Here is a 26,423-nt window from a genome sequence, read left to right on the forward strand (position 1 = left end):
AACTCGGCATGGAGGCGATCTGGCGCATCGAGGTCGAGGACGTCCCCGCCTTCATCGTCATCGACGACACGGGCAACGACTTCTTCAAGGCGTTGAATCTGGGGTGACGGCCGATTGGCCGGCTCACCACATCGTCCTGGCGGCGCGTTCCGGCCAGGCCTCGTCATAGGCGCCGCCGTCGATTCGGTCTTGCGTCTGCGCCGCCAGCACATCGCCCGGCGTCGGGATGGCGGCCGGATCGACATGGTTGGCCGCATCCCAGAGCCCCGCGCGCATGACCGCCCGGCCGCACTGGGTGTAGACTTCGCCGACGGTGACGATAATGGCCGAGCGCGGCTGTTTGCCGTCGCGTTCCAGCGAGGCGAGAAGATCGGCATCGGTGGTGACGATCGCCGTGCCGTTCATCCGGACGGTCGTGTGAGAGCCCGGAATCAGGAACAGGAAGGCGACGCGCGGATCGCGCACGATGTTGCGCAGCGTGTCGATGCGGTTGTTGCCGCGCCAGTCGGGGACGATCAGCGTGGTCTCGTCGGCGACCACGAACGCGCCGCCCAGTTCCCCGCGCGGCGAGCAGTCCAGCCCTTCCGGGCCGACGCTGGCCAGCGTGAAGAAGGGCGAAGCTTCCAGAAGACGGCGATATTCGGGCGTGATGCGGTCCGCCACCTTGGCGAGCGAGGCTTGGCCGGGCGCGCCATAGAGCGCTTCGAGCATCGCGACCTCGGTGACCGGTGCATAATAGCTCATCGGCTCAAGCCTTTCTCAGCCAGTTCGGCCAGATAGGCGGCCCATCTGGCGTCCTTGTCGCGGCCCAGTTCGTCCAGATAGGCCCAGGTGAAGATGCCGGTCGCGTGCATGTCATCGAAGACGATGCGCACCGCATAGTTGCCGACCGGCTCCACCTGCATGATCTGCACGTTCTTCTTGCCGCCCACGGTCTTGCGCTGCTCGGAACTGTGGCCCTGCACCTCGGCGGACGGTGACATCACGCGCAGCATTTCGGCCGGCAGGGCGTGGCGCGTGCCGTCCTCGAACGTGACGGTCAGGCATGCGCGGTCCCGCGAGACGCGCAGTTCGGTCGGCCAGACACCGCTCATCGACGATCGTTCCTCGCAAAGCTCGCCATCACCGGTCCGCAATTGCGCCTTGCACCCTTGACGGTCAAGCAAAAGCGGAAAAATGTGTATTGACGTTCAACGCGAGTTGCCCATGTCCGCCGATCCGCTTGCCGACACCCCTTCGATGATCGACCCGTTCGGGCGCGTGGTCACCTATCTGCGCGTGTCGGTCACCGACCGGTGCGACTTCCGCTGCGTCTACTGCATGTCCGAGCAGATGACCTTCCTGCCCAGGAAGGACCTTCTGACGCTTGAGGAACTGGACCGGCTGTGCACCGTCTTCATCGAAAAGGGCGTCCGCAAGCTGCGCCTGACCGGGGGCGAACCGCTGGTGCGCAAGAACGTCATGCATCTGATCGGGCAGCTTTCGCGGCACCTTGAATCGGGCGCGCTCGAAGAGCTGACGCTGACCACCAACGGCTCGCAACTGTCGCGATTCGCCGGTCAACTGGCCGATTGCGGCGTGCGCCGGATCAATGTGTCGGCCGACACGCTCGATCCGGACAAGTTCAAGGCGATCACCCGCTGGGGCGATCTGGGCCGCGTGCTCGGGGGAGTGGAGGCGGCCAGGAAGGCCGGCCTCCGGATCAAGATCAACGCGGTCGCGCTCAAGGGCTTCAACGACACCGAGATCGAGCCGATGATGCGCTGGGCGCATGGCGAAGGGTTCGATTTCACCCTGATCGAGACCATGCCCATGGGCGAGATCGACGAGGACCGAACCGACCGGTACCTGCCGCTCTCGCGGGTGCGCGCGGACCTTTCCGAGCGGTTCACGCTGGAGGACATCCCCTACAGGACGGGCGGTCCGGCGCGCTATGTGCGCGTGGCCGAAACCGGCGGCCGGCTCGGCTTCATCACGCCGATGACGCACAATTTCTGCGAAAGCTGCAACCGGGTGCGGCTGACATGCACCGGAACGCTTTACATGTGCCTTGGCCAGGAGGATGCCGCCGACCTGCGCGCGCCCTTGCGCCGTTCCGAGGGAAACGAACTGGTCGCCGCCGCCATCGACGAAGCCATCGGCCGCAAGCCAAGAGGCCATGATTTCGTCATCGACCGGACGACGAAGACGCCCGCGGTCGGCCGCCATATGAGCGTGACGGGCGGCTGAAGCCAGGGCGGCGATGATCGCGCGCTCGAAGCGCTCGATTAAATCCCGCACGGCAAAGCGCTCTTCTGCGGCTGTTCAGGGTCCGGCAGCCGTGATAGCGCATCGGGGCTTTCGCCGGCATGTCGTCGGCCCCCTCCCCCCGACGGACCCGCCCGCCATGAACGCCGCAGCGCCCCTCACCCGAAACCTGCCCGCCATCGCGTTCATGGTCGCTGCCATGGGCCTTTTTGCGCTCGACGACAGTTTCATCAAGCTCGCCTCGGCCAGCATCAATGTCGGCCAGATCATCACCCTGCAATGCGTGATCTCGGCCACCATGTTCGGCCTTTTGACACGGCTGTCGGGCCGGCCGCTGTGGAGCCGGGCCTATCTTGAGCGTCCGGTCATCGCGCGAAACGTCGGCGAGGTTATCGGCGTCATCTGCTTCGTCAGCGCCATCGTCGCCATGCCGCTGTCGAACGCTTCGGCCATTTTGCAGGCGCAGCCGCTGGCGGTCACGCTCGGCGCGGCCCTGTTCCTGGGCGAGAAGGTGGGCTGGCGGCGCTGGACGGCCGTGCTGATCGGCTTTGCCGGCGTCATGATCATCGTGCGGCCGGGCATGGCGGGCTTTTCGCCGGCCGCCCTGCTGGCGGTCGTCGCCGTCATCGGCCTGGCCATGCGCGATCTTGGCACGAGGCGCGTTGCGAGCGAGGTTTCGACGCTCCAGCTGTCGACCCTGGCAAGCCTGGTGATCATCCCGCCGGGCATCGTGCTGATGATCGCGCTGGGCGGCTGGCAGCCCCTCGACCGGGCAACGCTCGGCCTGGTTCTCGCCGCCGCCGTGGCCGGCATGCTCGGCTATTACACGCTCACCGTCTCGATACGCATGGGCGAGTTGTCCGTCATCGCGCCGTTCCGCTACACGCGTCTTCTGTTCGCGCTGATCCTCGGCGCCTTGCTGTTCGCAGAGCGGCCCGACACACCCATGCTGATCGGTTCGGCGATGATCATCGGCACCGGCATCTACGCCTTGTACCGGGAGCGCATGCGCGCGCGCCAGAGCGCCGCGCGCCAAGCGCCGGCGCACTGAGCGGCGGCGGGCCGGCAGCGCTTCAATTTTCCTCATCCGAGCTTTTCGGATTTCGCGTTTGTTGCGCCCCTCGGCGGCCGATAGCTTGAAAGGCACGCCTGGCCAGCCCGAAGGGACCGACGCCATGACGAAACGGCTCGATCATCATCATCGCGATCCGCCAGCGGCGGACTATGATCGCATCCGGCGCCTTGCCGCCAGCGAGCGCCGGCGGGCCATCGGCGCCTTCATGCGCATGGTTTTCAAATGGCGTGGACGGCAAGGCACGACGCGCTGAAAGACGGGAGCGGCCCGCCGCGCGCGGGGGGATGTTGTCTCCGGTGTCATCCGGGCACCATCTGGCGGGTAGGCAGCCGGCCCGAAGCCCGGTAGACAGGAGCAAACCTCCTCGCCGGATCGCTCCATGTCTCAAGCCATTCCCGCCGGGCGGGCCAATGCGCGCCTCATCCTGCTGACGCTCGTCGTGCTGGCGGCGACAAGCCCGCTCGCCATCAACATGTTCATGCCCTCCATGCCGTCGATCGCGGCCGATTTCGGTGTTCCCTATGCCAAGGTGCAACTGGGCCTGTCGCTCTATCTGGGCTTCATGTTCGTTCTGCAACTGGTGGCGGGCCCCGTGTCCGATCGCATCGGCCGCCGGCCGGTGCTGATCGCCGGCATGGCGATCTTCATCGTCGGCTCGCTTGTGTGCGCCCTTGCGCCCAACGTCGAAACCTTCCTCGCCGGCCGGATCGTCCAGACCGCCAGCGCGGCCGGGCTCGTGCTGTCGCGCACCATCGTGCGCGATCTCTATCCGCGCGAAAGGGCCGCCTCGATGATCGGCTACATCGTCATGGGCATGGCGGTTGCCCCGATGATCGCCCCGGCGGTCGGCGGCCTGGCGGACGAGGTCGCAGGCTGGCGCGCCCCTTTCGTCATGCAGGCCGTGTTCGGCCTCGTCGCCCTGCTGGCCGTTTTGGCGTTTCTGCCCGAAACCAACGCCAATCGGGGCCAGACGGCCCGCGCCCAGTTCGCCGCCTGGGGCGTTCTGGCGCGAATGCCTCCCTTCTGGCTCTACGCGCTGACCTCGGCGCTGTCCTCGGCGGTGTTCTTTGGCTTCCTTGGCGGCGGGCCGGCGGTTTCGAGCGCCCATCTGGGGCAGTCGCCATTTGACTACGGCCTTTGGTTTTCGCTGTGCGCGTTCGGCTACATGACCGGCAACTACCTGTCGGGGCGCCTGTCGCAGGCCCGCGGCGTCGAGCGCATGGTGCGTGACGGCACCATTGCCGCCCTGGCCGGCACGGCCGCCGCGCTGGCGTTGTTCGCCGTCGGCATCGACCACCCCGCCTCGCTGTTCGTGCCACTCAGCCTGATCGGTGTGGGCAATGGTCTGGTCATGCCCAACGCCACCGCCGCGGTCATCGGCCTCAGGGCGGAGGCATCCGGCGCCGCATCGGGCCTTATGGGCGCCATGCAGATCGGCGTCGGAGCGCTCGCCTCCATCGCCGGCGCCCTTGCGGCCGGCACCGGCGGCTCGCCGATCGGCCTGACGGCGCTCCTGTTCGGGTTCGCCGCGGTCGCGTTCGCCGTCGCGCTGGTGGCCATCCGCTCGCCGGGCGAGGGATCGTGAGCGTTTTCGCATTGAGCCGCAAGGCGCGCTCGGGCATGGTCGTGCCATGAGAACACGCATCGGACCGGCCGAAGACCCAGGCTGCATCATCGCGCCCGACCCGGACGCGCCCGGCCTTTCGGCGCAGGTCGCAGGCCAGGACCAGGACGGCAATCCGGTCATCGCCCGCGTGGTCGCCGAACGGCCCCTGACGCTGTACCTGAACCGGCAGGAGATCGTCACCATGATGACGATCGGCGACCATGCCGGCCTGCTCGCCGTCGGCTATCTGGTCAACCAGAACATGCTCGGACCCGACGACGAGATCACCGCCATCGACCATGACGACGATCTCGATGTCGTGGTGGTCCGCACGGCCCGCCAGACCGACTATGAGACGGTGCTGCAAAAGAAGGTGCGCACCTCGGGCTGCGCGCAGGGGACCGTCTTCGGCGATGTGATGGAGGGCTTCGGCGAGGCGGCGCTGCCCGGCGACGCCGTGCTGCGCACCTCCTGGCTGCATGCGCTGACACGGACGATCAACACCATGCCGAGCCTTTATCTCGCCGCCGGCGCGATCCATGGCTGCGTGCTGTGCGAGCGGGACCGGCCGCTCGTCTATATGGAGGATGTGGGCCGGCACAACGCGGTCGACAAGGTCGCCGGCTGGATGCGGCTGAACGGCGTGACCGGCGGCGACAAGATCTTCTACACGACCGGCCGGCTGACCTCGGAGATGGTCATCAAGACCGTCATGATGGGCATTCCCGTGCTCGTGTCGCGCTCGGGCTTTACCGCCTGGGGCGTCGAGCTGGCCCGGCAGGCGGGCCTGACGCTGATCGGCCGGGCGCGCGGCAAGCGCTTCACGGTCCTGTCCGGCGAGGGGCGGATCGTCAGGGACATGGACTGGTCGAAGGTGGCCGACGAGGCGCCCGAGCACCGGCGCAAGGGCGCGCGCGATGGCTGAGGCGGGGCCGCAGCGCGCGCGCATATTCGGGGCCGTGCTGGCCGGCGGCCGGTCGCGCCGCATGGGCGGGACCGACAAGGCGCTGATCGAGCTGGCCCGCCGGCCGCTGATCGCCCATGCCGTCGAGCGCCTGGCGCCGCAGGTGGGCGCCATCGCGATCAACGCCAACGGGGACGGCGCGCGCTTCGCCGGGCTCGGCCTGCCGATCTTCGCCGACACGATCACCGGTCATGCAGGCCCGCTCGCCGGCGTGCTCGCGGCCATGCGGTTCGCGCGCCGAACCGATGAAGCGCACACCCATGTCGCCACCGCCGCCACGGACACGCCCTTCTTTCCGGCCGATCTGGTCGCCCGGCTCGCCACTGCCGCCGGAACGCCGGACACGATCGCCATGGCGACCTCGGACGGCAACCGGCATCCGGTCTTCGCGCTCTGGCCGCTCGCGCTCGCCGACGATCTTCAGGGCTGGCTGGCTTCAACCGACACGCTCAAGGTCATGGCGTTCGTCCGGCGCCACCGCCTCGCCCCGGTCGCGTTCGCCCCGCGGGCCGGCGGCGCCGACCCGTTCTTCAACATCAACACGCCCGACGATCTGGCCCGTGCCGACGGGCTTTTTCAACAGGGGACCTGGTAATGCGCCAGGCCCCGCCCCGCTTCGGCATCGTCGGCTGGAAGGACACCGGCAAGACGACCATGACCGCAAGGCTCGTCCAGGAACTGACCCGGCGCGGCCGCCGCGTGGCGACCGTCAAGCACGCCCATGCGACGTTCGACATCGACCAGGTAGGCACGGACAGCCACGCCCACCGCGCGGCCGGCGCGTTCGAGGTCGCGATCGTCTCTCCGAGGCGCTGGGCGCTGATGCACGAAAACGCCGAAGACGAGCCCGAAGCGGCGCTGGACGAGATGATCGCCCGCCTGTCGCCCTGCGACATCGTGCTGATCGAGGGGTTCAAGGCGGCACCCCACCCGAAGATCGAGATGCGGCGCGGCACGCGGGCCGGCGCCCCGCTCCTGGCCGCCACCGACCCGGCCATCGTCGCGCTCGCCTTCGACGAGGTGCCCCCCGACGCCGCCGGCTTCGGCCGGCCCCTCTTCCAGCGGGACCAGACCGGGGCGATCGCGCAACTGGTCGAAGCGGTCTGCGGCCTGTCGGCGATGCCCGATCGCGGGGCGGCGCGATGAGCCGGGCCCGCAGGCTGGTCGACGACTGCTTCGTCCATGACGGCCGGCGCATGCGCCATGACGACGTGCTGGACCTGCTGGCGGAGCGGCTCTGCGCCGTCACGGGCCATAAGAGCGTGCCCGTCATCGGCGCGGCCGGGCGTATCGCCGCGGCCGGCGTGGCCGCCTCGATGCATGTGCCGCAAAGCGACAACGCGGCCGTCGACGGCTATGCGTTCGCCCATGCGCGCTATCTCGGCCATGGCGGCCGGCTGAGGGTCGCCGGGCGGATCGCGGCGGGCGATGCCCCGTCGGACGCCGTGCCGGACGATGCCTGCGTGCGCATCTTCACCGGCGCGCCGATGCCGCACGGCACCGACACCGTCGCCATGGAAGAGGATTGCCGGGCGGGGGCCGACGGCCGGATCGCGGTTCCGCCGGGCCTTGCGCCGGGCGCCAATCGCCGCCGCGCGGGGGAGGATTTCAGGCCCGGCGACCCGATCGTCGAGGCGGGCGGGGTCCTGCGGCCGCAGGATCTCGCCGCCCTGTCGGCGAACGGGCACGCGCAGGTGGCCGTGCGCCGCAGGCTGCGCATCGCGATCCTGTCGACCGGCGACGAGATCGTGCAGCCCGGCGCGCCGGCCGGCCGCGCGCAGGTCTACGACGCCAACAGGCCGATGCTGCGCGCGCTCGCCGAAAGGCCGGCGACGCGCGTGACCGATCTGGGCCATGTCGGCGACGATCGGGACCGGCTCGAACGGACCGTCGCCGAGGCCGCCGCGCGCCACGATCTGATCATCACCTCGGGCGGCGCCTCGCGCGGCGAGGAGGACCATATGCGCGCCGTGCTCGATGCGCTCGGCAAGCGCCATCTGTGGCAGATCGCCGTCAAGCCGGGCCGGCCGATGCTGTTCGGCCAGATCGGCGACACGGTGCTGGTCGGCCTGCCCGGCAATCCGGTGGCCGTGCTGGTGTGCTTTGCGCTCTATGCCAACGCGGTGATCGGCCACCTTTGCGGCGCGCCCGCCCGCCGTCCGCGCGGCTACCCGCTTCCGGCGGCCTTCGACATCGCGCGCAAGAAGACCGGCCGCCGCGAGTTCCTGCGCGGCTGGGCCGCGCCCGATCCCCGCACCGGCGCCCTTGCGGCCCACAGGTTTCCCCGCGACGGCTCGGGTCTGATCTCGGGCCTTCAGGCCGCCACCGGCCTGATCGAGCTGGACGAGGATGTCGCAGGGGTCGCGTCCGGCGACCCGGTGCGCTTCATTCCTTTCTGCGATCTCGGGCTTGCCGCCTGGTTCGGGCCGGCGCGATGAGCACGGACCCGGCGACGGCGCGAAACGCGCGGCCCTCGGGACCGCCGCACAGCGAAGAGCTCCATCCCCTGCCCGCCGACCGCTTCGGCGGCTATAATGCGTTCTCGCTGGCGCTGCACTGGCTGAGCGCCGCCCTGATCGCCATGCTGCTCGCGGCGCTTGTGGCCGGCCGCGGCGAACTGCACGCCTCGCTGGCCATCCTCGCCGCGCCGATCGTCCTGTTCGGCGCCATATGGCGCCTGTTGCGCGGCTTTGCCCGGCCGGCGGACCTTCCCGCCGCGCTCTGCCTGATGGCCCGCCTCCTCGCGCTGGCCATGCTCATCGCCTCGATCGCGCTGGCCCTTTCGGGCCTTGCCCTGCCGCTCGCCGGCGACGGCGCGCTCACGCTTTTCGGGCAACGGCTCCTCACCGCGCCCTGGCCGGCGGACGCGGAGCTGGCCGCCCGGCTCGGCCGCCTGCACGGCGCGGCCGGGGCCATGCTTGTCGCGGGGGTCGCGGTCCATCTGGTCCTGGCCGGCGCTCATGCCGCGCTCGGCCTGCACGCGATCAACCGCCGCCCGTTCACGCCCGTGCGCGGCGGGCGCTGATCGCGCCGGACAGCGGGCGCCGAACCGTCATTTTCGGTTGCAAAGCGCTTCAAAGTCGTGGGAACATCGCGGCCAGAGCCCGCCCGCAAGGCAGGCGAACAACCGCTCGCCCGCATGCGAGCCACGCGCGAAAAGGGGATTTCATGCGCTTGACCACGACGTTGCTGGCCACGGCCGCGACCCTTGCCCTGTCGCTCGGTGCCGCCCAGGCCGAGGGGACGAAGATCAAGATCGGCACCGAGGGCGCCTACCCGCCTTTCAACGTGCTCCAGGCCGACGGCTCACTGACCGGCTTCGACATCGATATCGCCAAGGCTCTGTGCGAGGAGATGGGCGCCGAATGCACGTTCGTCACCCAGGATTGGGACGGCATCATACCCGCGCTTCTGGCCGGCAAGTTCGACGCGATCATCGCCTCCATGTCGATCACCGAGGAACGCAGGCAGATCGTCGACTTCACCAACAAATATTACAACACCCCGCCGGCGATCGCGGTGCCGAAGGATTCCGACATCACCGAGGCGACCGATGCGGGCCTGGCCGGCCGCACGATCGGCGCCCAGTCGGCGACGACACATTCCAACTATGCCGAACAGAAGCTGTCCTCGGCCGACCTTCGCCTCTATCCGACGCCGGACGAATACAAGCTCGACATCGTCTCGGGCCGCATCGAGGCGGTGATCGACGATGTGGTCGTGCTGTCGAAATGGCTTGCGAGCGAGGACGGCGCCTGCTGCAAGATTCTCGACACGCTGACGCCCGATCCTCTGATCAACGGCGAGGGCATCGGGATCGCCGTCCGCAAGGGCGAGGACGATCTGCGCGAAGCCTTCAACGCGGCGATCAAGGCCATCCGCGCCAACGGCGTCTATCAAGAGATCAACGACGGATATTTCGAATTCGACGTCTATGGCGGCTGACGGCCGGACGCCGACCGAATGAGGAAAGCGGCGGGGGCGGCCTGTCTCCGCCGCTTTCATGTTCGCACCTGACGCGATGGTTTGATTGCCGATGCAAGCGCTGAGCTATCTGGCGTTCGGGGATGCGGGCTGGGGCGACGAGATCGCGACCGGCCTTGTCGTCACCGCCTCGCTTGCCATCGCCACGCTCCCGGTCGGCCTTGGCGCCGGTTTCCTGCTGGCCCTCGCCAAACGGTCGGGCGAGCCAACGCTACAGATGGCCGCCGACGTCTACACCACCATCTTTCGCGGCCTGCCCGAGCTTTTGACCATCTTCATGGTCTATTTCGGCCTTCAGATCGCCATCCGCCAGATCTCGCTGGCGCTCGGCTTTGAGGGTGGCCTCGAAATCAGCGCCTTCATCGCCGGCATGATCGCGCTGGCGGTGGTCTTTTCGTCCTATGCGAGCGAGGTGTTCGTGTCGGCGTTCCGCGCCATTCCGGACGGCCAGCACGAGGCCGGCTATGCGCTTGGCCTGAACCGCTGGCGGACCATGCGCACGATCGTCGCGCCCCAACTCGTCCGCATCGCCCTGCCGGGCCTTGGCAATCTGTGGCTCATCCTCTTGAAGGACACCGCGCTGATCTCGGTGATCGGCCTTTCGGACGTCATGCGCCAGGCGGGCATCGCCGCGCGCGTGACCAAGGAGGCGTTCGTGTTCTTCTCGATCGCCTGCCTCCTCTATCTTCTTCTGGCGATCGCCTCTTCCATCGTCTTCGCCCGGATCGAGCGGGCGGCCAAGCGCGCCGAGGCGCACCCGTGAGTGTCATCCGGCACACGCTGCTGGCGCCGCAGCCCGCGCCGCCGGGCGCCGCCCGCCGCTGGACCGGCGCCCGCATTTGCGGCCACGCGCTGATGGTCCTGTGGGCCGTGGCGGGCCTGTCGATGGCCTGGTGGCTGATCGGCGCCTGGGACATCGGCTTCGTCGAACGCCACCTGCCGCGCTATCTGAGCGGGCTGGCAACGACGCTGACGCTGGTCTCGATCTCGATCATGGTGGGCGCGCTGCTGTCGTTCCCGCTCGCCTTCATGCGCATGTCGTCGAACCGGCTGCTGAGCGGCATCGCCTATGGCTATGTCTATTTCTTTCGTGGCACGCCGCTGCTCGCCCAGCTCTTCCTGATCTATTACGGCTTCGGCTCCCTGCGCGCCGAACTGGAGGCGGTGGGCCTGTGGTGGTTCTTCCGCGATGCGTGGAACTGCGCCCTGTTCGCCTTCACGCTCAACACCGCCGCCTATCAGGTCGAGATCCTGCGCGGCGCGATCGAGAGCGTGAAGCCGGGCCAGTGGGAAGGCGCAGCCGCGCTCGGCCTCAACAAGCTCCAGACCTTCGGCGGGATCATCCTGCCCCAGGCGATGATCGTCGCGCTCAGGCCCTATGGCAACGAGATCATCCTGATGATCAAGGGCTCGGCCGTGGTCGCGCTGATCACCGTGTTCGACCTGATGGCCGTCACGCGCCGGGCCTTCTCCAGCACGTTCGACTTCCAGACCTATATCTGGGCGGCGATCTTCTATCTGGCGATCGTGGAGACGCTGCGCATCGTCTGGGCGCGGCTCGAAAAGCGGCTGACGCGGCACTTGAAGCGTTAGAATCATCGTATCAAGCGCGCAAATCGGCATGTGAACCCATCCGGCCAGCCGATTCCGAGCGCATCGCTTTTTTGCGCTTTGCCGATGGGGGCCCAGGCGCTATGGCTGCCCCGAAACGCACGAGCGGGAGACGACGGCATGGCAAAGGCGGCATTTATCGGACTGGGCGTGATGGGCTATCACATGGCCGCGCATCTGAAGAACCGCGGCGGCCACGCGGTCACCGTCTACAACCGCACCGCCGCCAAGGCCGAAAGATGGGTCGCCGAGCATGGCGGGGCGGCGGCCCCGACCCCCGCCGAAGCCGCCCGGGACGCCGACTTCGTGTTCGCCTGCGTCGGCCGCGACGCGGATCTGTGGCAGGTGACGATGGGCACGGACGGCGCCTTCGCGGCGATGAAGCCGGGCGCGGTCTTCATCGACAACACCACCGCCTCGGCCGACATCGCCCGCAGGCTCGGCGCGGCGGCGGGCGAGCGCGGGCTGGGCTTCATCGACGCGCCGGTCTCCGGCGGCGAGGCGGGCGCGGTCAACGGCGTGCTGACCGTCATGTGCGGCGGCGATCAAAAGACGTTCGACAAGGCCAGGCCGGTCATCGAGAGCTTTGCCAGGATGGTCGGCCTGATGGGACCGGCCGGTTCCGGCCAGCTCACCAAAATGGTCAACCAGATCTGCATCGCCGGGCTCGTTCAGGGCCTGTCCGAGGGCATTCATTTCGCCAAGCGCGCCGGCCTCGATGTCGAGGCGGTGATCGGGGTCATCTCCAGGGGCGCGGCCGGCTCCTGGCAGATGGAGAACCGCCACGGGACGATGAATGCCGGCGAATACGACCATGGCTTCGCCGTCGACTGGATGCGCAAGGACCTTGAGATCGTGCTCGCCGAAGCGAACCGCAACGGCGCCGGCCTGCCCGTGACCGCGCTCGTCGACCAGTTCTACAAGGACATCCAGAACATGGGCGGCAATCGCTGGGACACCTCGTCGCTGCTCGCGCGTCTGGAGAAAATCACCGGCGACCGCTGACGCGCCGTTCAGCCCTTTGCGACCGGCAGATAGTCGAGCGGCATCTCCGTCGTGAACTTGATCTGCTCCATCGCGAACACCGATGAGACATCGCGGATTTCGATCTTCTCGATCAGACGCTTGTAGAAGGCGTCATAGGCGGCAATGTCCGGCACGACGACGCGCAAAAGATAATCGACATCGCCGCTCATGCGATAGAACTCCACCACCTCGGGGAACCGCGCGATCACTTCCGAAAAGCGCCTGAGCCATTCGGTCGAATGCGAATTGGTGCGGATCGACACGAACACGGTCACGCGCGCATTGACCTTTTCGGGGTTCAGGATCGCAACGCGCCGCTCGATCACGCCCTCCTCTTCAAGCTTCTGGATGCGGCGCCAGCACGGCGTCGTCGAAAGGCCCACGCGCTTGGCGATATCGGCCACGGCAATGGTGGAATCCTCCTGCAACAGGCGCAGGATCTTGCGGTCGAGACGGTCCATGGTTGGGATATCTTTCTAACTTCCGGCACTCACGAACAGATATGATGGAAAATTCATCCTTTCAACCGCATCAGAGCAGGTCACGGACCCTTGCCCGCAGCACCGGCAGCAGGTCCGCTTCGAACCAGGGATTGCGCTTCAGCCAGGCCGTGTTGCGCCAGGACGGGTGCGGCGTGGGGACGACCGGCCTGTCCGGCAGGTGCCGATAATCGCGCCAGGCGGCCACCGTCTCGGTGAGCGTCTTCTTGCGGCGGGCGCCAAGGTGGTAGGCTTGGGCGTACTGGCCGACCGCGACCACCAGTTCGATCTGCTCCATGGCGGCGAACAGATCGCCATGCCAGGTGCGCGCGCACTCGCGACGCGGCGGCAGATCGCCGCCCTTGGCGTCATGGCCGGGAAAGCAGAAGCCCATCGGCACGATCGCGATCCGCGCAGCGTCGTAGAAGGTCGCCTCGTCGATGTCCAGCCAGGCGCGCAGGCGGTCGCCGGACGGATCGGTGAACGGCCGGCCGGAGGCGTGCACGCGCGTGCCCGGCGCCTGGCCACAGATCGCGATACGCGCCGTCGACGAGACGACGCACACCGGTCGTGGCTCGTGCGGCAGGGGCCTGCCCCTTGGTTCATCGCGACAGATTCGGCAGTTGCCGATGGAGCGCGCCAGGGCGCTCAGCGCGATGTCATTCATTGTGCCCCCTCCAGCCGACCGCCGCGCGCGCCCGGCGCACCAGGGCGCCCGGCCCGATCGCCGGCCGGCCGGCGCCCGCCTCGGCTGCCACGCGCCGCCGCCAGTCGGCGGGCTGCTCGAAGTCCCACGCCCACATGCCGCGCTTGTCCGCGCGCGCCATGGCTTGGGCCCGCTCATGATCGCCGAACGCGACGGCCCAGCCGGCCTCGACCATGGTCCGGTTGAGCGCAATGCCGGACGCGCCCGAGCCGACCGAGCAATCGCCGAGGAGCCGCCCGTAGCGATCGGTGCCGCGCCCGGCGCAGGCGACCGCCGCCGCGCCGACGAGCGTTTCAAGATAGCGCGCCGACAACCGCCCGCATGCGTGTTCGGCACCGTCCGCGCCCGTGCATGTCTGGCGCAGTTCGGGCGCGTCGATCCCGCGCAGGCGCACGACGGCACCATCGAGGCGGATCGTATCGCCATCGATGATCCGCGCCGACCCGGCAAGGGCCCTGCCCTGGCGGGCCTGCAATGCGGCGGCGGCGAGGGCCGCGACCAGTATCAGAAGGCCGGCCGCCAGCACGTCGCGCGCCATGGCCCCGCGCGGTCTCATCGGCCCGTTCCCCGGCGGGCCGCGAAGGCGAGCGTTCGCCATGGGTGCGGCCCGCGCATCGTGAAGGGAGTCTTAAGGAATTGGAAAGTATGCTGTCCGGCAAAAGGGGCGGCTTGGCCGCCTTTTCGAGAAAAGCACGAAAAGTCCAGCGAATTCATGGCGGTACAGGAACGGCCGGACAAAACGATCGTGGACCGTCGCAAATCCGTCCACAACCAGGAATTGCGCCGCACGCTCCGCAAGACACGCGACAAGCTGGCCCAGATGGGCCGGCCCGACCGCGAGTTCGAGCTCGAACTTCTTGCGCTGCACGCAAGCGCGCTGATCGCGTCTGTCGCCGCGGTGCCGCTGCTGATCATCCTGACGGCCCTTGCCGGCTTTTCGGCGGGCTTCGACGCCAACATCATCTTCTGGGCCTTCATCGCCAGCCTCCTTTATGTCGGGATGAGCATCCTGTCCAAGCGCTTCCTGCGAAACAAGGGTCGCGCCGACCCCAAATCATGGCGCCTCGGCATGCTGCTCGCCCATGGCATCGCCGGCTTTTCATGGACCTATTTCGCGATCGCGCCCTGCGCCGCGTGCGGGCCGGACACGGCCCTGTTCTTCAAGGCATCCGTGCTGCTGATCGCGATCGCCGCCACGGCGACGATCTGCTACGGCATCCGCCACTCGGTCCTGGCCGCCTTCACGGCCCCGGTCGCCCTGTTCGCCACCGCCAATTTCGACACCGCGCCCAACACCCTGCTGGCGATCGTCATGGTCGTCTGCGCGCTTCTGTTCTTTGCCTTCGTCGCCGAGCGGCTGTTGAAGTCATCGATCGCCTCGATCACCTACAGGGCCGAGAACGTGGCCCTGATCGCCGAACTGGAGGTGGCCAAGTCGATCTCCGACGAGGCGCGCCGCCGCGCCGAGGACGCAAATCTCGCCAAATCGCGCTTTCTGGCCTCCATGAGCCACGAACTGCGCACGCCGCTGAACGCGATTCTGGGCTTTTCGGAGGCGATGATCGGCGAGATGCTGGGGCCGATCGGCAATGAAAGCTACAAGGGCTATATCGGCGACATCCACGCCTCGGGCAAGCACCTGCTCAACCTGATCAACGAAATCCTCGATCTGAGCCGGATCGAGGCCGGCAAGTATGCGTTGCGCGAAGAGCCGCTGCGCCTGACCCATGTCGCCGAGGACTGCATGGCGCTCGTGCGCATGCGCGCCGCCCAGAAGACGATCGCGATCACGCCCGTCTTCCAGGAGGGCCTGCCGCGCCTGTTCGCCGATGAAAAGGCCGTGCGGCAGATCGTGCTGAACATGCTGTCCAACGCCATCAAGTTCACGCCCAATGGCGGGATGATCGAACTGAAGGTGGGCTGGACCGCCTCGGGCGGCCAGTATGTCGCCGTCAAGGACGATGGGCCCGGAATAGCCGAGGACGAAATCCCGATCGTGCTTTCGGCCTTCGGCCAGGGGACGATCGCGATCAAGAGCGCCGAACAGGGCACCGGCCTGGGCCTGCCCATCGTTCAGGCGCTGCTGGCCATGCATGGCGGCTCGTTCACGCTCAAATCCAAGCTGCGCGAGGGCACCGAGGCAACCGCCATGTTCCCCGCCGCGCGGGTTATGGAGGCCCTGCCGGCCGAACCGGTCGCCCCGCCGGCACGCAGGATGCGCCGGCGCGCGGCGGCGTAGCGCCTGCCGGTCAGCCTGTGTCCTTGCCGCTGACGCCGGCCTGCTCGAACGTCGCCATGCCCGCATGGCAGTGCGCGGCCGCCTTGACGATGCCGGCGGCGAGCGCCGCGCCCGTCCCCTCGCCCAGCCGCATGCCCAGATCGAGCAGCGGCGCCTTGCCGAGCTTGTCGACGAGCGCGCGGTGGCCCGGTTCGGCAGAAACGTGGCCGATCAGGCAATGATCGAGCGCGGCGGGATTGGCAGCGTGCAGGATCGCCGCCGCGCTGGTCGACACATAGCCGTCCACGATCACCGGAATGCGCTCGATTCGCGCGGCCAGGATCGCGCCCGCCATCGCCGCGATCTCCCGGCCGCCGAGCCGGCGCAGCACCTCCAGCGGATCGCCCAGATGCGCCTTGTGCAGCGTCACCGCCCGCTCGACGGCCGCGATCTTGCGCGCCATGCCGGCCGCGTCCGCCCCGGTGCCAGGCCCCACCCAGTCGGCCGCCTCGCCCCCGTAAAGGCCATGGCAGATCGCCGCCGCGATCGTCGTGTTGCCGATGCCCATCTCGCCGACGCACAAAAGGTCCGTGCCGCCGGCGATCGCCTCCATGCCGAACGCCATGGTCGCCGCGCACGCCCGCTCGTCGAGCGCGGCCTGCTCGGCGATGTCGCCCGTGGGCATGTCGAGGGCCAGATCAAAGACCTTGAGGCCAAGATCGTTGGCGATGCATATCTGGTTGATGGCCGCCCCGCCCGCCGCGAAGTTCTCGACCATCTGCGCCGTGACCGAGGGCGGAAACGGCGAAACGCCCCTGGCGGTCACGCCATGGTTGCCGGCGAAGACCGCAACGAGCGGCCGCGTGACCGCCGGCGGGCGGCCGGTCCAGGCCGCGAGCCAGCAGGCGATCTCCTCAAGCCTTCCCAGCGATCCGGCCGGTTTGGTCAGTGTCGCCTCGCGCGCGCGCACTGCCTCTGCCGCCTTCGGGTCGGGTCCGGGCAGATCGGCGATCAGCGTGCGAAAATCATCGAACGGCAATGCGGTGGTCAATGGCGTCTCCCATGTCTGGCGCACAGCACTTGCCTGCCTCTGCGCGCCATGTAAAGCGATGAAAATGAACGACGATGACGCATTGGGGCGCATGCGCGCCTTCGAGCCGGCCGCGATCATGCGCGCGCTGGGCTTTTTGAGCCGCATACCGGTGCCCGCGCGCTTTTTCGGTGACGAGCACCGGCCGGCGTCCGCCGATGCGGGCGCCTACCCGATCGCCGGCATCATCGTCGCCCTGCCCGGAGCTATTTTGCTCGTTGCGGTCGCCGCGTCCGGCGCATCGGCCCTGCTGGCCGCCTCGATCGCCGTTCTGGCCACCGTGGCGCTGACCGGCGCGCTGCACGAGGACGGCCTTGCCGACACGGCCGACGGGTTCGGCGGCGGCGCCAGCCCCGAACGGCGCCTTGCGATCATGAAGGATTCGACCGTTGGCGCCTATGGCGTCATCGCGGTCGCCGGGGCACTGCTTTTGCGCGCCGCCGCGCTCGCCGGCCTCGCCGAGGCGGTATCGCCGACAATGGCCGCCCTTGCCTTCGTCGCCGCCCATGCGCTGGCCCGCGCGGTGATGGTCTGGCACTGGTCTCACCTTCCCCAGGCCCGGCCGGACGGCGTGGCCGCCGCCGCCGGACAGCCGGCGGCGGCGGCCGTGAAAGCGGCGCTCCTGGGCGCGGCGGCGGCGTTCGTGCTCGCGCTGCTGCCGGCGGCGGGCCTTTTCGCGGGCGCCGTGGCCGCCGTTCTCGCCGCCGGAACGGCCCTTGCCTTCGCCCGCCTTTGCCGCCGCATGGTCGGCGGCCATACCGGCGACACAATCGGTGCGTCCGAACAGGTGGGCGAGACCGTGATATTGATCGGCCTTGCAATGGCCGTCTGAACGCCCAGATCATAGCCTGACGCAACCGAGTGCCGTGATGTCCGACGCCATCGAATCGCCCTGCATCCTGATCTGTTCGATCGACATGGCAACGGGCTATTGCCATGGGTGCGGGCGCACGCGCGAGGAAATCGGCGCATGGACCGCGCTCTCGCCCACCGAGCGCCGGACGATCATGGACACGCTGCCCGCCCGGCTCGACACCATCGAGAAGAAGCCACGCCGCCAGACCAGGCGCCGGCGGCTGGCGCGGCAGAGGGCCGGGGGCGAACGGTAGCGCGCCATGTTCTTCATCGTGCTGACCGTCATCGCCGCCGCGCTGGCCATCCTCTTTCTGGCCGGCGAGGGGGCCGCCATTGCCGGCATGAGCGGCGACCAGTTCGCGCGCCTGGTCTTTCTGGGGCTGATCGGCACGACGCTCGCCGCCAGCATCGTGGCCGGCCGCCAGCGGCTGGGCAGCCTGCTGCGGCAGATGGCGATCTGGGGCGCCATCATCCTGGTGCTCGTCGTCGGCTATGAGTATCGCTTCGATCTTCAGCGGATGGCGAGCCGGGTGACGTCCGGCGTGGTGCCCGGCGCGCCGGTGTCGGCGACCGACGATGCGGGGCGCCGGACCGTGACCATCACCCGCAACCAGCGCCATTTCGCGACCCGTGCCGATGTCAACGGCACGCCGCTGCGGTTCATCGTCGATACCGGCGCCTCCTCGGTGGTGCTGACCCGTGCCGATGCAGAGCGGATCGGGTTCGACACCGCCGACCTGCGTTACGTGGTGCCCGTGATGACGGCCAACGGCATGGCGCGCGCGGCGCCCGTGCGCCTTGAGGAGATGCGCGTGGGCGGGATCGCCCGCACCGGCATTTCCGCGCTCGTCGCCCAGGAGGGCCAATTGTTCGAGAATCTTCTTGGCATGAACTTCCTCGACACGCTGAGCGGGTTCGACGTGTCCGGCGACAGGCTCACCCTGCGCGAATGACCGTCAGCCGGTCCACACGCTCCATGCGAACCGGCCGGCCACGACCAGCATGAACAGGCCGAAGCCCAGTTCGAGCTGGCGTTTTTCGAGCCGGTGCGCGACCCGAACGCCAAGCGGCGCTGCGGCCAGCGTGACCGGAATTATGATCGCGACGGCGATCCAGTTGACATAGCCGGACGACAGGAACGGCAGCCCGTCCGCGCCCCACCCGGCCCAGATGGCGCCGACGACGCCGGGCAGCGAGATCAGAACCCCTACGCCCGAGGACGTTGCCACGGCCTGATGGATCGGGCGCCCGAACAGCGTCATGAACGTGTTGTTGAGAATGCCCCCGCCAATGCCCATCAGCGTGGAGAAAAAGCCGATCACGGTGCCGGCCGCGAACCGGCCCGCAATGCCGGGAAGCGTCGATGCGAGGCGCCAGTCGTCCCGGCCGAAGATCAGCTTGAGGCCGACGAGCAGGGTCAGCGCCGCGAAGATCAGCCGCAATTGCGCGCTTGAGATCGACGCGAAGACGAGCGTCGCCAGCACCACGCCCGCCGGCACGGCGATAAGATAGCTGCGCAAAAGATCCGTGTCGACCGCGCCCCGCGCCCGGTGCGAAGCGAACGAGCGCAGGGATGTCGGCACGATGATCGCAAGCGACGTGCCCACCGACAGGTGCATGCGCACGGCATCGTCGATCCCCAGAAAGCCGAAGATCTGGAAGAAGACAGGCACCAGGACGGCGCCACCGCCAATGCCGAAAATGCCCGCCAGAAACCCCGCAAGGGCGCCGGCGGCGGCCAGCGACGCGATCAGCGGGAGGATGTCGGCAAGTTCGGTCAAGGCGATGCGGGAAACGATTTCGGATCGACTCGCTCATCGCCGCAAACGGGCGCGCGGGCAAGCCCGAAAATGGGCGGATCGGTTCGGCGCGCGCCGGCCGCGCCAGGCCCGAAACCTGAACCTCCACAAGCCCTAGGCGGCAAGCGCCCCTTCGGCCGCCACCAGCCGCAGCCCGTCGCGCAGAACGTCTCCCGACGCGCCGGGCCGCGGGGCATGCTCGGACAGGTGGTGCCGCCAGGCGCGCGCGCCCGGCCGGCCGTGGAACAGGCCGACCATGTGGCGGGCGACATGGCCGACCCGCCCGCCCTCGGCGACATGGCGGTCGGCATGGGCGGCCATCGTCTCGACGGTCCCGGCCGGATCGGGCGTCGGCGCCCGCCGGCCGAAAATGCGCCGGTCGACATCTGCGAGCAGCGCCGGCGTCCGGTAGGCGGCGCGCCCGATCATGGCGCCGTCCATGGTGCCCAGATGGGCGACGGCCTGGTCGAGCGTCTCGATGCCGCCATTGATTCCGATGAAACGGTTCGGGCCGTCGCGCTTGAGCGCGTGGACGAGCGCATGGTCGAGCGGCGGCACGTCGCGATTTTCCTTCGGGCTGAGGCCCCGCAGCCAGGCCTTGCGCGCATGCACCCACAGCGCATCGGCGCCGGCGTCGAACACCTGTTCGGCCAGCGCCCAGAGCGCCTGGCGCGGCTCCTGATCGTCAACGCCGATGCGGCACTTCACGGTCACCGGGACGCCGCCCGCCGCCCGCTTCATCGCCTCGACGCAGCGGGAGACCAGCGCCGGCTCGCGCATCAGGCAGGCGCCGAACGTGCCCGACTGCACCCGGTCTGACGGGCAGCCAACGTTCAGGTTGATCTCGTCAAAGCCATGATCGGTGCAGACACGGGCCGCCTCGGCCAGCTTTTCGGGGTCGCTGCCGCCCAACTGGACGGCGAGCGGATGCTCGGCCGGATCGAACCGCAGCAGCCGTGCGCGGTCGCCATGGATCACCGCGTCGGCGACGACCATCTCCGTATAGAGCAGCCCATTGCGCGTGAGCTGCCGGTGAAACAGTCGGCAATGCCGGTCCGTCCAGTCCATCATCGGCGCGATGGCCAGAGTTTTCTCTTTGTTTTTCAGTAATTTATGATACATTTCAATGAGATCAATTCGTGAACGGCGCGCACAGAAATGGACGAAATTGCACGCTTTTGTACCCCGTTTGATCGCTGAGTGCACGCTATTTGCACGGATTGGAAGGACTGCACGGGTCGATGGGAACGATCATTAGGACCAAGGAAGGTACCTGGCGGGCCCAAGTCAGACGCAAGGGTAAATATGCTTCGCAGACCTTCAAGCTCAAGACGCTGGCCGACGCGTGGGTTGTCGAAACGGAGAGACTGATCGACCTGGGCGGCGAGCCCTCGAAGCGGCGGCAAGGCACGCCGAGAACCGTGGCAGACCTTGTCGACCTCCACGTGAGCGACCTTCAAGAAGTGGGACGGCCTCTAAGGCGGTCGAAACATGCAGTGTTGCGAGCGCTGAAATGCGATTTGGGCGCTACGCGACTGAGCCAGTTCGATCGCGCCAGGATCATCCGATACGGCAAGCAGCGCGCCAAACAAGGCGCGGAACCTGTCACCCTGTCGGTCGATCTCTCTTATCTCAACACGATCTTGACCCATGCAGCAGCAGTCCACGGCATCAACGTGGACACAGAAAGTGTCCGTCTTGCGAGAACCGCCCTCGCCCGCCTTGGCCTGGTCGGCCGATCCATGGAGCGCGACCGTCGACCAACCGAAGACGAAATCGGTGCCCTGCTCGAATACTTCGATGCCAAGACCAACATGATCATCCCCATGGGCCGGATCGTGCGCTTTGCGATCGCCACCGCAATGCGTCAGGAGGAAATATGCAAAATCGAGTGGCGCGATGTCGATTTGACGAAGAGGATCGTCACGGTCCGTGACAGGAAAGATCCACGCCGCAAGGACGGAAACAATCAGAAGGTGCCACTCCTAAACCTTACAGGTTTTGACGCCTGGCGGTTGCTACTCGAGCAAAAGCTTCTGACAGGCGGCAAAGGTCGATGCTTTCCCTATCACCCGCAATCCGTCGGCACCGCGTTTCGGCGCGCCCGTAAGCATCCGGATATCGATGACCTCAAGTTTCATGACTTGCGGCACGAGGCGACCAGCCGTCTTTTTGAAGCAGGCTTATCGATCGAACGCGTCGCCCTCGTCACTGGCCATCGCGACTGGAAGATGCTCCGACGCTACACCAACCTCAAACCCGAAGACCTGCACCGACTTCAGAAGCACGGGCAGGTTTCCGAGGAGGCATTCATAGACGATCTAGGTCATGTTGACAAACTGCGCGCCCATAGGCGTGCCGCAGCGATTTGAATGAAGCCGAGATAGCTGGCGGCTGTTTTGTCGTAGCGTGTCGCCAACCGGCGGGAGCATTTGAGTTTGTTGAAGCAGCGCTCGCCCCGGTTCCGCAGGGCCTATGTGATGGCATTGACGGGAATTGGTTCCCTGCGGGTGACTTTGCCGTGGATGACGGGCGTGCCGCCGCGCTTTTCGATGACACGGCGGATGTGGTCGCTGTCGTAGCCACGGTCGGCAATGACCACTTTGGCTTCGGGAAGATCGTCGTCGCCCAGCGCATCGAAGCCTTTGAAATCTGAGACTTCGCCGCCGCTTATCTCCGCCCGGACAGGCAATCCGTGAGCGTTGGCAATGAGGTGGATCTTGGTCGTGAAGCCACCCTTTGAGCGGCCAAAACCTTCCTTCTGAGCCCCCCTTTTGCGCCGGCTGCCAAGTGATGCGCACGGATGTATGGTGTTGTCGATCATCTGGACGTCGATCATCTGGACCTGGCCGGGACTTGCCCCGCTGTCATTGAGCGCATCCACAACCAGCTCCCACAGGCCTGCCAACGTCCAGCGCCGGAACTGCCGGTAAACCGATGACCATTTGACGAACTCCTCCGGCAGATCGCGCCAAGGTGAACCGGTTCGGGCGATCAGAAGACCGCATCCAATACAAGCCGATGATCGGAACCAGGCCTGCCACCGCGACCACGAACAGCAACCAGAAAGGGCTCAAAGAACGCCCACTCGGCGTCTGCCATCAGCAAACGCGCCACGGTAGCCTCCGCAAAAGCTACCTTGAAGCAGATCGAAACTGATTGGGGAATCCAGCTTGTCAACATGACCTTAAAAAACCACCCCGGCCACAATCAAGGCATGTTTCTTCAGATACTACCGTCTGATAGTATTCAAGTGATTCTGCCACATTGCGCACCCTCAAAGGCGTCGGCGATAACGTCCAACGCGAAGTCCGAGGAGGCAATGTCGACGAAGACATCGAAACCCGGCGCGCCGAAACGGTCGCTACGCAGCAGCACGGCATCCAGATGTGCACAGCGGGTTTGCGCAACCGCCAATCGATCGAAACGATCAGGGCGGGTGTCGATGGCGGTCAGCCTTTGCATTGCGTCATGCACAGCGGGGCCCGACAGGTGAAACCACGCCCAGCACTCGTCACGATATGCGTTATAACCTTTGCGCGATGTGCTGATGTCATCCAACCAAAGCTTTTCGAGCGCGCTGATCGTTTTGGTGGGTGCGATCGGATCATCGAGGATCAACACCTCTTCCCCGCCCAGCCGGACAACGATCGTCCCACAATCGAGGGACAGCGCTGCGTTGATATCGTCCGGGACAGCCAATGACTGCCGCCCCAACCATTGCCACGTGCCGGGGCCACGCAGGCCAAACCGATCGCCGGCCGAGCAGTCGACAATCCAGTTTCCCTCACCGGCAGCGGGCGGAACGACGATCGGCAGGCGCGAAGACAGCGGCGTCGACCGCAGCGATTGATCGGCATGCATGTCAGATATCCTGCCGGGTGTTTTCGGGATCGAAGAAATGCGGCGAGACCACCGGCGCGTCGATGTCCGCCCCACACCGGCCGCGCAATCGAATCTGCGAGCCTGGCGTGCTGTCATCGGGATGGGCATAGGCAAGGCCAATGGTCTTGTTCAAGGTCGGCGAGACCGCAATCGAGGTGACGAAACCGACCGGTTCGCCTGCATGTAGTACGAGGGAGGATTCGCCGATCTCGGCACTGGGGTCGGCGGGCAATTGGAAACCACACAGCTTGCGTTTGAGGCCAAGCTCCTTGCGTCGCATCGTGGAGGTCCGGCCGAGATGGTAGCGCTTTTTCTTCGACAGCGCCCACTCCATGCCCAGTTCATGCGGCGTCGTCAGCGCGTCAGTGTCCTGGCCGATGATAATGTGTCCCTTTTCCAGCCGCAGGATGCGCGATGCCTCCACCCCGTAAGGGCGCAATCTCAGTGCCTTTCCGGCCTTTTCAAGCGCCGACCAAAGTGCTGCGCCATAGGATTGCGGTGTATGCAATTCAAAGCTCAACTCGCCAGTGAAGCCGATCCGCATGGCATGAACCGGGCAACCGGCAACGTGCCCGGTTCGTCCTTCTAGAAAACCGAAACCGTCACGGCCGAAATCGATGTCGCTTGTCAGGCCGTCGAGCACGGCGCGAGCCTTGGGACCGGTCAGATTGATGGCGGCAAAGGCGCCGGTAACGTTCTGGATGTCGACTTCCATGCGCCACTGCGCGTTCAACAGTACCATTTCGGAGAAGACTCGACCCACTGCGGCCGTCGTCGCGGTAACGTAGAACTCATCGTCGGAGAACCTGAACGCAACCCCGTCATCGATCACCGAGCCCATCTCGCTGAGCATCAGACAGTAGCGCACCCGCCCGACCGGCTGTTTGGCGTGGGCCATGGTGTAGATGCGGTCGACAAAAGCGGCCGCATCGGTGCCACGTATGAGCAATTTGCCCAAGGTCGATACGTCGAGCATGCCGACGCTCTGGCGCACCATGTCCACCTCGGCCGCAATTGCATCGTCGCGCCGTGCAGTATCGCCATAATAGGCCGGACGCCACCAGGCGCCCACCGGCATCATCTGAGCGCCAACCTGGCGATGCTGATGGTGCATGGGTGAGTATCGATGGTGCGTGTGGGCCGGTCCGGCGAGTACGCCCAGTCTTTCGGGCCCAAACGGCGGCCGTGCCGTGGTGATGCCGATCTCCGCCACCGCGCGGCCGGTTTGCCCGGCAACGATGCGCGCGGTCGGCAGCGCCGAGTGACGTCCCTGCGAAGGTCCCATGCCCACGGTCGAATAGCGCTTGACCAGTTCCAGTTCGCGATAGCCATCGGCGATGGCGTTGCGGATGTCCTTGACCTGCAAGTCTTCATCGAAGTCGACGAAATCGCGCCCCTTGGGATGGGGCTCCAAGGGTGTGGGCGGACCAGCTTCAAATGGCGTTGCGGGAACCTCTTCGGGCATGTCGACGGCATATCCTGCGCCTTTCGCAGCCCGCGCGCCGGCGAGCCGGCCGCTCGCCATCACTGCATCAAGGTCGAAATGCCCCCCGACAGCGCCGGCCAGGTGCATGTGAGCGGGCAGTTCGGTCAGGGCGAAGCTTTGCGTGCGTTCATCATGGGTCAGCCGGACCCCGGCGTGCAGCGGCAACTGATAGCCGGGCGTATAACCGGCCGCCGTCACCAGAAGGTCGCATGGCAGCATCGCCTCGCTGCCCGCATGAGAGACACGCACGGACCTGATATGCCGGTTTCCGGCGCCACCTGTTGCTTCAATGACCGTCGCATCCGTCAGGATACGGACGCCGCGAGCGGCGACAGCATCGATCAGGGGCGTGTCCATAGGATGGCCCGCTGGCGCCAGAATCGCCTCGACGGCGACACCGGCGTCAATGAGATCAAGCGCGGCAAGCGCCCCGTCGCCGTGACCTGCATACACCACCGCGCGCCGCCCCGGCAGGACGCCATAATGCCGCATCAGGCGCTGCGCGGCGGAACTGACCATGATGCCCGGCAGGTCATTGTTGCGGAACACCAGCGGCTGCTCATGCGAACCGGTGGCGATGACGACCTCGCGGGCACGCACCCGATAGAGCGTCTCGTCCTTGATAACCGGCAGCCAATTGTCGGCAAACCAGCCATTGCAGGTCGCACCGGTCATGACATGGACTGTGTCCCGTTGGTCCAGATCATCGCGCAGGGTATCAAGCTGTCGATCGGCGCGACTTGTGCCTTCAGCGTCAAAGCGCGCATAGGTGAGCGCGCCGCCGGTCTCCTTGCCTTGTTCTACAATTACAACGCTTGCTCCGGCTTCCGATGCCATGAGCGCGGCCGACAAGCCGGCCGCCCCGGCACCAACGACCAGAACATCGCAATGCAGGTTGGCCTTTCGGTACGCGACCGGCCTGGGCTCAAGCGAGATCGTTCCAAGGCCGGCGGCCTTGCGGATGATCGGTTCCCACAGCTTCAACCAGCTCTTGTGACCGGGACCGAAGAAACTGCGATAATAGAAGCCAACCGGCAGAAAGCGGCCCAGCCTGTCGAGCAAAGCGAACCGATCCCTGTCCAAGCTGCCGGTCACATTTTGCGCGGTAACGGCCATGCCCTGTTCGATCGGCCGCAAATCGGCACGCACATTGGGTTCATCTTCAAGCTGAACGAGCGTGTTGGCGTCCTGGCCAGCCATGGTCAGCACGCCACGCGGCCGGTGATACTTGAACGAACGCGACAACAACCATTGATCATTGGCGGCTAGCGCGCTGGCGATGCAGTCGCCGGCAAAGCCGGTGTATAGTCGGCCCTCAAAGCTGAAGCTGACCGGCCGATCGCGGTCGATCCGCGTGCCCCAGGGCGCATCAAGCCGCATCGTCATCTGGGC

30 protein-coding genes are annotated in these 26,423 nt (G+C 66.9%); 18 read left to right on the forward strand and 12 right to left on the reverse strand.

The window, feature by feature from the left end; genetic code table 11:
• Window positions 1-107 (forward strand): fumarate hydratase C-terminal domain-containing protein (locus AC5E6L_RS00005; protein WP_491770465.1); only part of this gene is annotated, 107 nt, incomplete at its 5' end.
• Between the two features lie 16 nt (window positions 108-123).
• Here AC5E6L_RS00005 and AC5E6L_RS00010 read toward each other — a convergent pair.
• On the reverse strand, window positions 124-744 hold the full coding sequence (locus AC5E6L_RS00010; RefSeq protein WP_491770371.1) for a pyridoxamine 5'-phosphate oxidase family protein: 621 nt from the start codon (window positions 742-744) through the stop codon (window positions 124-126).
• Entirely contained in the window at window positions 741-1,094 is a 354-nt protein-coding gene (locus tag AC5E6L_RS00015; protein ID WP_491229744.1) for a gamma-butyrobetaine hydroxylase family protein, read from the reverse strand. The genes AC5E6L_RS00010 and AC5E6L_RS00015 overlap by 4 nt, the downstream gene beginning before the upstream one ends.
• A 112-nt stretch (window positions 1,095-1,206) precedes the next feature.
• On the opposite strand from AC5E6L_RS00015, the gene moaA reads away from it, so the two are divergent.
• The gene (gene moaA, locus AC5E6L_RS00020; protein ID WP_491770374.1) at window positions 1,207-2,229 is read left to right on the forward strand and encodes a GTP 3',8-cyclase MoaA; all 1,023 of its coding nucleotides are present in this window, start codon (window positions 1,207-1,209) and stop codon (window positions 2,227-2,229) included.
• A 157-nt stretch (window positions 2,230-2,386) separates the two neighbouring features.
• Window positions 2,387-3,298 carry a DMT family transporter gene (locus AC5E6L_RS00025; RefSeq protein WP_491770375.1) on the forward strand — a complete coding sequence of 304 codons (912 nt, stop codon included), beginning with the start codon at window positions 2,387-2,389 and terminating at the stop codon, window positions 3,296-3,298.
• 22 nt (window positions 3,299-3,320) lie between these two features.
• On the opposite strand, the gene AC5E6L_RS00030 is transcribed toward AC5E6L_RS00025, so the two are convergent.
• The gene (locus AC5E6L_RS00030; protein WP_491229741.1) at window positions 3,321-3,560 is read right to left on the reverse strand and encodes a hypothetical protein; all 240 of its coding nucleotides are present in this window, start codon (window positions 3,558-3,560) and stop codon (window positions 3,321-3,323) included.
• 141 nt (window positions 3,561-3,701) lie between these two features.
• Here AC5E6L_RS00030 and AC5E6L_RS00035 point away from each other — a divergent pair, with 141 nt between their 5' ends.
• The 10 genes from AC5E6L_RS00035 (at window position 3,702) to AC5E6L_RS00080 (ending at window position 12,492) form a co-directional block, all read left to right on the forward strand.
• Window positions 3,702-4,907: a multidrug effflux MFS transporter gene (locus AC5E6L_RS00035; protein ID WP_491770377.1), complete on the forward strand. Its 1,206-nt coding sequence runs from the start codon at window positions 3,702-3,704 to the stop codon at window positions 4,905-4,907.
• Between the two features lie 46 nt (window positions 4,908-4,953).
• On the forward strand, window positions 4,954-5,853 hold the full coding sequence (gene fdhD / locus AC5E6L_RS00040; protein ID WP_491770379.1) for a formate dehydrogenase accessory sulfurtransferase FdhD: 900 nt from the start codon (window positions 4,954-4,956) through the stop codon (window positions 5,851-5,853).
• On the forward strand, window positions 5,846-6,487 hold the full coding sequence (mobA, locus tag AC5E6L_RS00045) for a molybdenum cofactor guanylyltransferase MobA (RefSeq protein ID WP_491770381.1): 642 nt from the start codon (window positions 5,846-5,848) through the stop codon (window positions 6,485-6,487). Before fdhD ends, mobA begins: the two co-directional genes overlap by 8 nt.
• Entirely contained in the window at window positions 6,487-7,038 is a 552-nt protein-coding gene (gene mobB, locus AC5E6L_RS00050; RefSeq protein WP_491230023.1) for a molybdopterin-guanine dinucleotide biosynthesis protein B, read from the forward strand. Before mobA ends, mobB begins: the two co-directional genes overlap by 1 nt.
• A complete protein-coding gene (locus AC5E6L_RS00055) occupies window positions 7,035-8,330 on the forward strand; it encodes a molybdopterin molybdotransferase MoeA (RefSeq protein WP_491230024.1) in 1,296 nt (431 codons plus the stop codon). Before mobB ends, AC5E6L_RS00055 begins: the two co-directional genes overlap by 4 nt.
• A complete protein-coding gene (locus tag AC5E6L_RS00060) occupies window positions 8,327-8,917 on the forward strand; it encodes a cytochrome b/b6 domain-containing protein (RefSeq protein WP_491770384.1) in 591 nt (196 codons plus the stop codon). Before AC5E6L_RS00055 ends, AC5E6L_RS00060 begins: the two co-directional genes overlap by 4 nt.
• 143 nt (window positions 8,918-9,060) lie before the next feature.
• The gene (locus tag AC5E6L_RS00065) at window positions 9,061-9,837 is read left to right on the forward strand and encodes an ABC transporter substrate-binding protein (RefSeq protein ID WP_491770386.1); all 777 of its coding nucleotides are present in this window, start codon (window positions 9,061-9,063) and stop codon (window positions 9,835-9,837) included.
• Window positions 9,838-9,928: 91 nt separating this feature from the next.
• A complete protein-coding gene (locus AC5E6L_RS00070) occupies window positions 9,929-10,639 on the forward strand; it encodes an ABC transporter permease (protein ID WP_491230027.1) in 711 nt (236 codons plus the stop codon).
• Window positions 10,636-11,469, forward strand: a complete 834-nt coding sequence (locus tag AC5E6L_RS00075) for an ABC transporter permease (protein WP_491230028.1) — start codon at window positions 10,636-10,638, stop codon at window positions 11,467-11,469. Before AC5E6L_RS00070 ends, AC5E6L_RS00075 begins: the two co-directional genes overlap by 4 nt.
• A 138-nt stretch (window positions 11,470-11,607) precedes the next feature.
• Complete coding sequence (locus AC5E6L_RS00080; RefSeq protein ID WP_491770389.1) at window positions 11,608-12,492, forward strand: NAD(P)-dependent oxidoreductase; 885 nt, start codon at window positions 11,608-11,610, stop codon at window positions 12,490-12,492.
• An 8-nt stretch (window positions 12,493-12,500) separates the two neighbouring features.
• Here the strand turns inward: AC5E6L_RS00080 and AC5E6L_RS00085 are convergent, their stop codons facing one another.
• The 3 genes from AC5E6L_RS00085 to AC5E6L_RS00095 form a co-directional block, all read right to left on the reverse strand.
• Entirely contained in the window at window positions 12,501-12,974 is a 474-nt protein-coding gene (locus tag AC5E6L_RS00085; RefSeq protein ID WP_491770391.1) for an Lrp/AsnC family transcriptional regulator, read from the reverse strand.
• A gap of 70 nt (window positions 12,975-13,044) precedes the next feature.
• Window positions 13,045-13,659 carry a uracil-DNA glycosylase family protein gene (locus tag AC5E6L_RS00090; RefSeq protein ID WP_491770393.1) on the reverse strand — a complete coding sequence of 205 codons (615 nt, stop codon included), beginning with the start codon at window positions 13,657-13,659 and terminating at the stop codon, window positions 13,045-13,047.
• Window positions 13,652-14,254 carry a thermonuclease family protein gene (locus AC5E6L_RS00095; RefSeq protein WP_491770395.1) on the reverse strand — a complete coding sequence of 201 codons (603 nt, stop codon included), beginning with the start codon at window positions 14,252-14,254 and terminating at the stop codon, window positions 13,652-13,654. The genes AC5E6L_RS00090 and AC5E6L_RS00095 overlap by 8 nt, the downstream gene beginning before the upstream one ends.
• Before the next feature lie 156 nt (window positions 14,255-14,410).
• Between AC5E6L_RS00095 and AC5E6L_RS00100 the strand changes: the two genes are divergently transcribed.
• The gene (locus AC5E6L_RS00100) at window positions 14,411-15,937 is read left to right on the forward strand and encodes a sensor histidine kinase (protein WP_491770397.1); all 1,527 of its coding nucleotides are present in this window, start codon (window positions 14,411-14,413) and stop codon (window positions 15,935-15,937) included.
• 10 nt (window positions 15,938-15,947) lie between these two features.
• Here the strand turns inward: AC5E6L_RS00100 and cobT are convergent, their stop codons facing one another.
• Complete coding sequence (gene cobT / locus AC5E6L_RS00105; RefSeq protein WP_491229690.1) at window positions 15,948-16,967, reverse strand: nicotinate-nucleotide--dimethylbenzimidazole phosphoribosyltransferase; 1,020 nt, start codon at window positions 16,965-16,967, stop codon at window positions 15,948-15,950.
• Between the two features lie 64 nt (window positions 16,968-17,031).
• Here cobT and AC5E6L_RS00110 point away from each other — a divergent pair, with 64 nt between their 5' ends.
• Genes AC5E6L_RS00110 through AC5E6L_RS00120 form a run of 3 tightly spaced genes read left to right on the forward strand, consistent with a single transcriptional unit; the run spans window position 17,032 to window position 18,814 of the window.
• Complete coding sequence (locus AC5E6L_RS00110) at window positions 17,032-17,838, forward strand: adenosylcobinamide-GDP ribazoletransferase (RefSeq protein ID WP_491229691.1); 807 nt, start codon at window positions 17,032-17,034, stop codon at window positions 17,836-17,838.
• Window positions 17,839-17,887: 49 nt separating this feature from the next.
• Window positions 17,888-18,115: a DUF1289 domain-containing protein gene (locus AC5E6L_RS00115; RefSeq protein WP_491229697.1), complete on the forward strand. Its 228-nt coding sequence runs from the start codon at window positions 17,888-17,890 to the stop codon at window positions 18,113-18,115.
• A gap of 6 nt (window positions 18,116-18,121) precedes the next feature.
• On the forward strand, window positions 18,122-18,814 hold the full coding sequence (locus AC5E6L_RS00120; RefSeq protein WP_491229692.1) for a TIGR02281 family clan AA aspartic protease: 693 nt from the start codon (window positions 18,122-18,124) through the stop codon (window positions 18,812-18,814).
• A gap of 3 nt (window positions 18,815-18,817) precedes the next feature.
• Here the strand turns inward: AC5E6L_RS00120 and AC5E6L_RS00125 are convergent, their stop codons facing one another.
• The gene (locus AC5E6L_RS00125; RefSeq protein ID WP_491229693.1) at window positions 18,818-19,642 is read right to left on the reverse strand and encodes a sulfite exporter TauE/SafE family protein; all 825 of its coding nucleotides are present in this window, start codon (window positions 19,640-19,642) and stop codon (window positions 18,818-18,820) included.
• Window positions 19,643-19,774: 132 nt separating this feature from the next.
• The gene (gene dusA, locus AC5E6L_RS00130; RefSeq protein WP_491770401.1) at window positions 19,775-20,782 is read right to left on the reverse strand and encodes a tRNA dihydrouridine(20/20a) synthase DusA; all 1,008 of its coding nucleotides are present in this window, start codon (window positions 20,780-20,782) and stop codon (window positions 19,775-19,777) included.
• A 119-nt stretch (window positions 20,783-20,901) separates the two neighbouring features.
• Between dusA and AC5E6L_RS00135 the strand changes: the two genes are divergently transcribed.
• Entirely contained in the window at window positions 20,902-22,032 is a 1,131-nt protein-coding gene (locus AC5E6L_RS00135) for a site-specific integrase (protein WP_491770403.1), read from the forward strand.
• Window positions 22,033-22,133: 101 nt separating this feature from the next.
• On the opposite strand, the gene AC5E6L_RS00140 is transcribed toward AC5E6L_RS00135, so the two are convergent.
• The 3 genes from AC5E6L_RS00140 to AC5E6L_RS00150 form a co-directional block, all read right to left on the reverse strand.
• Window positions 22,134-22,673, reverse strand: a complete 540-nt coding sequence (locus AC5E6L_RS00140; RefSeq protein WP_491770467.1) for an IS5 family transposase — start codon at window positions 22,671-22,673, stop codon at window positions 22,134-22,136.
• 236 nt (window positions 22,674-22,909) lie between these two features.
• Entirely contained in the window at window positions 22,910-23,524 is a 615-nt protein-coding gene (locus AC5E6L_RS00145) for a hypothetical protein (protein WP_491770405.1), read from the reverse strand.
• A 1-nt stretch (window position 23,525) separates the two neighbouring features.
• Window positions 23,526-26,417 carry a 2Fe-2S iron-sulfur cluster-binding protein gene (locus AC5E6L_RS00150; protein ID WP_491770407.1) on the reverse strand — a complete coding sequence of 964 codons (2,892 nt, stop codon included), beginning with the start codon at window positions 26,415-26,417 and terminating at the stop codon, window positions 23,526-23,528.
• Window positions 26,418-26,423 lie beyond the last annotated feature (6 nt).

The organism is Roseitalea sp. (assembly GCF_984466335.1).